The organism is Pengzhenrongella sp. (assembly GCF_036565025.1).
In the GTDB taxonomy this organism is placed as follows: domain Bacteria; phylum Actinomycetota; class Actinomycetes; order Actinomycetales; family Cellulomonadaceae; genus Pengzhenrongella.
Genome location: NZ_DATCNW010000079.1, coordinates 1 through 7,815 on the forward strand (window position 1 = coordinate 1; position 7,815 = coordinate 7,815).

Annotated in this window: 7 protein-coding genes; 3 read left to right on the plus strand and 4 right to left on the minus strand. The window is 72.2% G+C overall.

The annotated features are described in order from the left end of the window. From VIM26_RS04140 to VIM26_RS04150, 3 genes are all read right to left on the minus strand, one after another. Positions 1–328: DUF2510 domain-containing protein (locus VIM26_RS04140; protein WP_331949079.1), on the minus strand; the 328-nt coding region annotated here is incomplete at its 3' end. Positions 329–814: 486 nt separating this feature from the next. Further along, positions 815–1,264 (minus strand): hypothetical protein, encoded by a 450-nt coding sequence (locus VIM26_RS04145; protein WP_331949080.1) that lies wholly within the window; start codon positions 1,262–1,264, stop codon positions 815–817. 262 nt (positions 1,265–1,526) lie between these two features. After that, positions 1,527–2,648: a LacI family DNA-binding transcriptional regulator gene (locus VIM26_RS04150; RefSeq protein ID WP_331949081.1), complete on the minus strand. Its 1,122-nt coding sequence runs from the start codon at positions 2,646–2,648 to the stop codon at positions 1,527–1,529. Between the two features lies 1 nt (position 2,649). On the opposite strand from VIM26_RS04150, the gene VIM26_RS04155 reads away from it, so the two are divergent. From VIM26_RS04155 to VIM26_RS04165, 3 genes are read left to right on the plus strand one after another with little or no spacing between them, the layout of a single operon-like run. Further along, positions 2,650–4,323, plus strand: a complete 1,674-nt coding sequence (locus tag VIM26_RS04155) for an MFS transporter (protein WP_331949086.1) — start codon at positions 2,650–2,652, stop codon at positions 4,321–4,323. After that, positions 4,320–5,597 (plus strand): MFS transporter, encoded by a 1,278-nt coding sequence (locus tag VIM26_RS04160; RefSeq protein WP_331949082.1) that lies wholly within the window; start codon positions 4,320–4,322, stop codon positions 5,595–5,597. The genes VIM26_RS04155 and VIM26_RS04160 overlap by 4 nt, the downstream gene beginning before the upstream one ends. Before the next feature lie 9 nt (positions 5,598–5,606). After that, positions 5,607–6,707: a UDP-N-acetylmuramate dehydrogenase gene (locus tag VIM26_RS04165; RefSeq protein WP_331949084.1), complete on the plus strand. Its 1,101-nt coding sequence runs from the start codon at positions 5,607–5,609 to the stop codon at positions 6,705–6,707. Positions 6,708–7,218: 511 nt separating this feature from the next. Here the strand turns inward: VIM26_RS04165 and VIM26_RS04170 are convergent. Beyond that, positions 7,219–7,683 carry a hypothetical protein gene (locus tag VIM26_RS04170; protein ID WP_331949085.1) on the minus strand — a complete coding sequence of 155 codons (465 nt, stop codon included), beginning with the start codon at positions 7,681–7,683 and terminating at the stop codon, positions 7,219–7,221. Positions 7,684–7,815: the final 132 nt, after the last annotated feature.

The following is a 7,815-nucleotide window of genomic DNA, read 5'->3' on the forward strand; positions in this document are numbered from 1 at the left end:
GGACCAGCGGACCCACGAACGACGTCGCCGGGCCGCGGCGCGCCTCGACCGACAGCTCCGCGGCGAGGGCGGCGAGCTCGGCTGCCAGCCCCGCGGACAGCTGCGCCTTGTCCTGGGCCTCGGGCAGGAAGATCTCCTGGACGAACCGCAACGCAGCCAGGTCGCCCGGGACGAGCGCGCGACGGACGGGGCCGTCGTCGACCCACACGGTCGCCCCGGACGCGAGCCACGTCGTCCAGCCCTGTCCTGACCAGTACCGCAGGGGCGCCCGCCGCAGCGGGTCGGGGTACCAGCCGGGGGCCGTGACCTGCGCCGGGGTGTCGTTCATGCGTGCACCAGGTTCCCTGTTCCGCGCGAATTCCGTGACCTGCTGCCGGCCCGATGCCACTCACTTCGCGCGACTGTACCCACCCAGCACCCCCCCCGCAGACCCCGACCTGTGGACAACAACCCCAACCGCCGCACGGACCCCTCGCTGAACTCGGACATTGACCCCGAACTCGCACACTGCAGTGTCCGAGCTCGACGCAAACCTCCGAGTTCGCGATGGGGGCTGGCCCTTCGGCTTGCCGGCGGGCTCGATGGCGGGTCGACCCGTCAATCCCGTGAGTGGCGGGGCTCAGTGCATCGCTCTGTGCAGCGAAAGTGCAGTGAATGAGGCGTTTTGGTGCACTCTCGCTGCACAGAGGGCTGCACAGAGGGCTGCACTGAGGGTGCGCAGGCTGCAAACGTCCGAGTGAGACGCGAGCCTCGGCATTCGGCGCGGAGTTGCCGTGCGGTGTCGCGGGGCAGGTGGCGGTCCGTGAGCGGTCGGTTACGCCCGGGGCGCGGCGGGGGTCCAGTCGGCGCCGCGGTGGGCCAACCACCATTGGCCGATGCGGTGGTAGTCCCGGTCGTACGTGGCTTCGCCGTGGCGGCCCATCGGGTTCCTCGGTGCCGGCAGCGTGACCGCCTCGCCGCTCTCGAGGATTAGCTGGACATCCCGGCGTTCGCGGCCGAACACAGCTTGCACGTCCCGCCACGGAACGTCCCGTCGTCGGAAGCCCCGGATGACGGCGAGCTCAGGCGTCAGATCAATGCCAAGGGTGCGCAGCCACAACACCTCGAGCAGGAGAAGGCAGCCCACACCGAGTAGGAACCAGGGGACCCAAGCGAATGGCCAGCCCGGGCGATTCGCCTGGAGCAGGGCGGCGTTCGTGAGCGAGATCGCTGACGCCCCCAGCAGGGGCAGCAGGATGGACCCAGGCGTCCTGATCTTGGTCACTGTCGAAGGTGAACCTCGCCGCACGGTAATCCCGCCTCATCTGGTGTTCGGTCGATGACGCGCCAACCAGCCGCGATCCCCAAGAATAATCCGCTGAACAGCCGCCCAGTCTCCGCGCGAGCCCCGGAGCTAGATCGCCGAACTCGGACATTCACGCCGAACTCGCACACTGCAGTGTCCGAGTTCGGCGCAAACCTCCGAGTTCGGCGGGGGACCTTGCCGGAGAGGGGGCGGGGCCGACGGCGGGTGGGTGGGGGCGCAGCTAGCGGCGCGGGCCTGTGGTGGTGCCGAGCTGGAGCTCTACCGGCAGGATCACGTCCGCGACGGCGCGGCCCGCGATGAGCTCGACGGCGGCCTCACCGGCCAGCCGGCCCTTCTCCTCGAGCGGCTGGCGCACGGTGGTGAGGATGTCGGGCGCGAGCCACGGCAGGTCGAGACCGTCGAAGCCCGCGATCGAGACATCGTCGGGCACGCGCAGGCCGAGCTCGCGGGCGGCCAGCACCACCCCAGACGCGAGCAGGTCGCTCAGGGCAACGATCGCCGTCGGCGGGTTCGGTCGCGTGAGGATCTGGTGGCCCGCGCTGCGGCCGTGCTCGACGAGCGAGGCGGGCGTCTCGATCACGATCTCGGGCACGACGCCGGCGTCCGCGATCCCCGCCAGCCGGCGCGCCGTCGCGAGGTAGCCCGAACGCGGGTCGCGGGTCGGGTCCGGTTCGCCGAGCCGCCGGTCGTGGCCGTACGGCAGCGTGACGACGCCGAAGCGCTCGTGGCCGAGCGCGAGCAGCTCGCGGACCAGCAGCTCCGTGCCGTGGCGGTCGTCGATCCCGACGCTCGCGGTCGCGATGTCCGAGATCCCGGCGAACGCCGCGCTGCCGTCCGCCTCGGCCCCGACGCCGGCCCGGACCGCGCGGCGCGCGGCGCCGAGGTCGCCCTCCACCACGACCACCGGGATGCCGCGCCGGGCGAGCGTCGCGACGACCTCGTCGTCGGGTCCGTTGCACAGCACGACGACGGCGGCGTCCATCGCGGTGCGCGCGACCAGCGGCGGGACCTCGCCCGCCTCGGACGGGATGAGCAGGATGCCGACGTCGTGCGTGCTGAGCGCCTGGGCGAGGCCGTCGAGCATCTGGATCGAGACCGGGTCGCGGAAGCTGCGGCGCAGCCGGTCCCCGAAGATTGCCCCGACGATCCCCGAGCGCCCGCTGCGCAGCTGCTGGCCGAGTGGGTTCGGGCCGGGGTAGGAGAGCTCGGCGGCCGCGGCGAGCACCCGGCCGCGGGTCGTCGACGCGATCGGGCCGGCGCCGGAGAACGCGAGGGAGGCGGTCGAGACGGAGACGCCGGCGGCCTCGGCAACGTTGGCGAGGGTCGGGCGGCTCGCGCTCACCGTGCTCACCTCCGAACCACCGCCCGGCGGCCGGGGGTGGCCATGTCGTTTGACGGAGCGGCCAGCCTACCCACACACTTGTGATACCCCTCAAATCGATTCGACCCCAGCGGTCGACTATCGCCGCGGACCACGCTCGAATCGATTCGACAAGACGGTCCCACGCCGCCTTCAAGCCCGCCCCAAGCGGGCCCCAAGCCCTGCACGTGCCGCTCAGAGAGAGACCGCTATGCCTCAGCCGCGATCCCCCGCCGCTCGATCCCCCGCCGTCCAGGTCGCCTGGGCCCGCTCGCTCTTGATGGGCCTGTTCGGGCTCCAGGGGCTGATGATGTCGAGCTGGCTCGCGCGCCTGCCTGCGGTCCGCGACGCGCTCGGCCTGTCCACGACCGAGCTCGGGGTCGTACTGCTCACCGGCGCGGTCGGCGCCCTCGGGACCGTGGCTGCGGCCGGGCTCGTGATGAGCCGGTTCGGCGGCCGGTTCGCACTGCACATGGCGACCTTCGGGTTCACGGCGGCGTTCGTGCTGCTCGGGTTCGGTCCCGCGCTGCACAGCGTCCCGATGCTCGCGGCCGGGGTCTTCCTCACCGGCGCGTCGTTCGCGATCGGCAACGTCCCGCTGAACGTCGAGTCGGCCGCCGTCGAGCGCCGGATGGGGCGCACGATCCTGCCGCACTTCCACGCAGCCTTCTCGATCGGCGCCGTCATCGGCTCGCTCGTCGGCGCGATCGCGGCGCACGCCGGGGTGTCCGTGCTGACCCAGTTCGTCGTCACCGCGGTGATCGGGCTGGTCTGGCGGACCGCCAGCATCCCGCACGTCGTGATCGACAGCCTCCCGCCGCGCCAGCTCGCGGTGCGCGCCGAGCGCGAGCGCCTCGAGCAGCTGTGGGCCGGCGGCGGCTCCGACGCCGTCGGCGCCCCGTCCGTCGTGGTCGGTCCCCGCGCCGGCTGGCGCACGGCGCTCGGCGCGTGGCGCGAACCGCGCACGCTGCTGGTCGGCGTCGTCATCATGGCCGCTGCTCTCTCCGAGGGATCGGCCAACGACTGGCTCGCGATCGCCGTCGTGGACGGCTTCCACCAGCCGCAGGCCGTGGGCGCGATCGTCTTCGGGGTGTTCGTCGCCGCGATGACGACCGTCCGGCTGCTCGGGACCCGGCTGATCGACCGGTTCGGGCGGGTCGCCGTGCTGCGGGTCTCCGGCGCCGTTTCGTTCGTCGGCCTGGTCGGCTTCGGGTTCGCGCCGACGCTCGAGCTCGCCGGGGTCGGGGTCGTGCTCTGGGGGCTGGGCGCCGCGCTCGCGGTGCCGATCGGCATCGCCGCGGCCTCGGACGACCCGCTGCGCGCGGCCGGCCGGGTCTCGGTCGTCTCCGCGTTCGCCTCGCTCGCGACCCTCGCCGCCCCGCCGCTGCTCGGGGTCGCGGCCGAGACGCTCGGCACCCGGCGGGCCCTGGTGCTGATCGCGGTCGCGATGGTTGCCAGCATCGCGCTGTCCCGCCGCGTCGCGCCCGAGGCGGCAGTCCGAACACGGGCCATCGCGCCCGTTCCGACCCGCGCACCTGCGGCCGCGGAGGGTCTGCCAGAATCGACGACGCCCGGTGAGTGCGTCGGGCGGGACACCCGCAGAAGGAGGACCGTGGTCGGGCGTCGCAAGACCAGGATCAGGGCGGGCGTGCGATGAGCACCCGCGTCCCGCGCACCGAGCGCACCGTCACGAGGGCGGCCACCGCGGTCTTCGTCGTCTTCGTCCTCAACGGCTTCAACTTCGCCAGCTGGGCGTCGCGCATCCCCGCGGTGCGCGACGACCTCGACCTGACCGCCTCCGAGGTCGGGGTGCTGCTGCTGATCGGGGCGATCGGCTCGCTCCTGGCGCTCCCGCTCTCCGGGCTCGTCGTTCAGCGGCTCGGTGCGCGCCGCACGGTCGCCTGCTTCGCGACGGCGAGCACCGCTGGCCTGCTCGTCGGGGCGGTCGGGGTCGAGTCCGGCCTGCTGCTCGTCGTCGGCGCCGGTCTGGTGCTGTTCGGCGTCGGGACGGGCGTGTGGGACGCGTCGATGAACCTCGAGGGCGCCGCCGTCGAGCAACGGCTCGGCAGGGCGATCATGCCGCGCTTCCACGCCGGGTTCTCGGTCGGCACGATGGCGGGCGCCGGGGTCGGTGCGCTCGCGGCCTACCTGCACGTCTCGGTGCTCGGCCACCTCGGCGTCGCCCTGGTCGCGAGCCTGCTGGGCGTGCTCTGGGCCGTCCGCGCGTTCCTGCCCGCGGGTGCCGAGGCGGTCGTCATGCCCGGCGCCCACGGCACCTCCGACACGACGTCGGCGACCGCCGACGACGTCGCGCACCTCACCTCCGCGCGGCACGCTTTCGGGGCCTGGCTCGAGCCGCGGACCCTGCTCATCGGCCTGGTCGTGCTCGCCGCCGCACTCACCGAGGGCTCCGCGAACGACTGGGTCGGGCTCGCCGTCGTCGACGGCTTCGACCAGACCCACGCGACCGGTGCCCTGACGTTCGGGCTGTTCGTGACCGCGATGACCGGCATGCGCCTGCTCGGCACCGGGCTGCTCGACCGGTACGGGCGGGTGCCGGTGCTGCGGATGTGCGCACTGCTGTCGATCGTGGGCCTGGCGATCTTCGGCCTGGTGCCGACGCTGCCGTTCGCGCTCGTCGGGGTGGCGCTGTGGGGCATGGGCGCGGCGCTCGGGTTCCCGGTCGGGATGAGCGCCGCGAGCGACGACCCGCTGCGGGCCGCCGCGCGGGTCAGTGTCGTCTCGACGATCGGGTACAGCGCGTTCCTCGCCGGACCGCCGCTGCTCGGCCTGCTCGCGCAGCATGTCGGGTACCGGCACGCCCTCCTCGCGATCGTCGTGCCGGTCGTCGTCGGCCTTTTCGTGCTGTCGGCCGCGGCGCCGCTGCCCACGGCGGCCGGCCGGCGCGGGTCCGCCGAGCGCCCCGCGTAGCCTGTGCGCATGACCAGCAACGCCGTGGGCGCGACCACGTCCACCGCCCCTCCGGCGCTCGCCGAGCTCACCACCCTGCACCTCGGCGGGCCCGTCGGGCGCTTCGTCGAGACGTCCACCGAGGCCGAGCTCATCGACGCCGTCCGCACGGCCGACGCCGCGGGGGAGCCGCTGCTCGTCCTGGGCGGTGGCTCGAACCTCGTGGTGGCCGACGACGGCTTCCCGGGCGTCGTCGTGCGCGACGGCCGCCGCGGGGTCCACGTCGACTCGGCCGACACCTGCGGCGGCGCGAACGTGCGGGTGCCGGCCGGGGAGGTCTGGGACGACGTCGTCGCGCGCTCGATCGAGGAGGGCTGGATCGGGCTCGAGGCGCTGTCCGGCATCCCCGGGTCGGCGGGCGCGGCTCCCGTGCAGAACATCGGGGCGTACGGCCAGGAGCTCTCCGGGGTCGTCGCCGACGTGCGGGTCTGGGACCGGGAGCGGGCCGCGGTCCGCACCCTTCCGCTGGTCGACCTCGCGTTCGGGTACCGCACGTCGGTGCTCAAGGGATCGCTGACCGAGCACGGGACCCCCTGGGGCCCGACGCCGCGCTACGTCGTCCTCGATCTGGGCCTGCAGATGTTCCTCGGCGACCTGTCCGCGCCGATCCGGTACCCCGAGCTCGCCCGCCGGCTCGACGTCGCCGTCGGGGAGCGGGCCAGGACCCCGGACGTGCGCGCCGCCGTGCTCGGGCTGCGCCGCGGCAAGGGCATGGTGCTCGACGCCGAGGACCACGACACCTGGAGCGCCGGCTCGTTCTTCACCAACCCGATCCTCTCCGCGGACCGCGCCGCCGCGCTGCCACCGGCCGCCCCGCGCTTTCCGGATGGCGCCGGCCGGGTCAAGACGAGCGCCGCGTGGCTGATCGAGCACTCCGGGTTCGGGCGCGGCTACGGCCTGCCGGGCCCGGTGGGCCTGTCGACCAAGCACACGCTCGCCCTGACCAACCGCGGCACCGGCACCACGACCGAGCTGCTCGCCCTCGCCCGCACCATCCGCGACGGCGTCGAGGCTGCCACCGGCATCCACCTGGAACCGGAACCGGTCCTGGTCAACTGCACCCTCGCCTGACCTCCCCGCACCCCGGACTGACTTCCACGCGACGGCGGGCTCGCGGCTAGCCGCGTCCAGGGCGCGAGTTCGCCATTTTGACGCGAGTTCGTCGTTTTCGACCGGCGAACTCGCCCCGAACCGGCGAACTCGCCCCGAACCGATGCCCCCAAACGCCCCTGCCCTACGAGTTCGAGCCCGTTCGAGCGTCGAGATAGGAGTTGTTGTCGACTTTTGGCTGGCGAAACGACAACAACTCCTATCTCGACGACGAGCGCCTGCTCTCAATCACCGATGCGGACGGTGAACTTATCCGTGGCAGGAAACACGGATCAGATTTCGCAACACCCCGTTCGACCGGCCAACTCGCAACAGACCGGCGAACTCACTGTCTCGGGCCAGCGCGGCCGGTCGCACCCCGAGGTGTCTCTTCGGCGCCTCACCGACTGTGTCCCTATCGGGTTGCTCGTGCCATCGCGTCGTTGGCGGCCGGGCCAGCGCAACCGACCGCTCATGCCGATGAGCGCGCATTTCAGCGAGCGAGACCTGCACCCGTCCAGCGCTCGTCCTCGGTCAGGTCTTCGATGGTGTCCAGCCACTCAGGAACGAACTCTGACGGTTGCTCACGATCATCGATCTCTGCGACGAGTGTGCCGTCCTCGTGCTCGTCAACTACGACGATCAGCCCATCGCGATGCAGCATGTACCGCTTTTTCCGGAGTATCTGGGCGGGCAAAGCCTCGAGAACTGCCCACTCCTGATCGTCTAGATAGAAGTTCGTGCATGCGACTTCAGCGGGTCCCGCACTGAGGCGAACCTTGTGCCCCAACTTGCGAATGACGGTGCCGTCTTCCTCGCATACTTCGCGCAGCCTCATTCGAGTCCCCGTCACGTACCGATCGACGATCTGCTTCGTGCTGACAACGCCGTCGGGGAGGCTCGCCAGCAGGAACCGACGCTCGCGCTCGACAACCGCGTACTTCAGTGAAATGGACACGAGCCGAGGCTAAGCCAATCCACGGACCTACCGCCGCGCCCCGGATCGGTCGGGCATACCGCTTCGAGACTGCGCCGAACTCGGAGGTTTCCGCCGAACTCGGACACTGCCGTGTGCGAGTTCGAGCGAGAC

Bases quoted from the DNA above. Each gene is read 5' to 3' on its own strand.
- VIM26_RS04160 (WP_331949082.1), top strand. From the start codon at position 4,320: ATGAGCACCCGCGTCCCGCGCACCGAGCGCACCGTCACGAGGGCGGCC.
- VIM26_RS04165 (WP_331949084.1), top strand. From the start codon at position 5,607: ATGACCAGCAACGCCGTGGGCGCGACCACGTCCACCGCCCCTCCGGCG.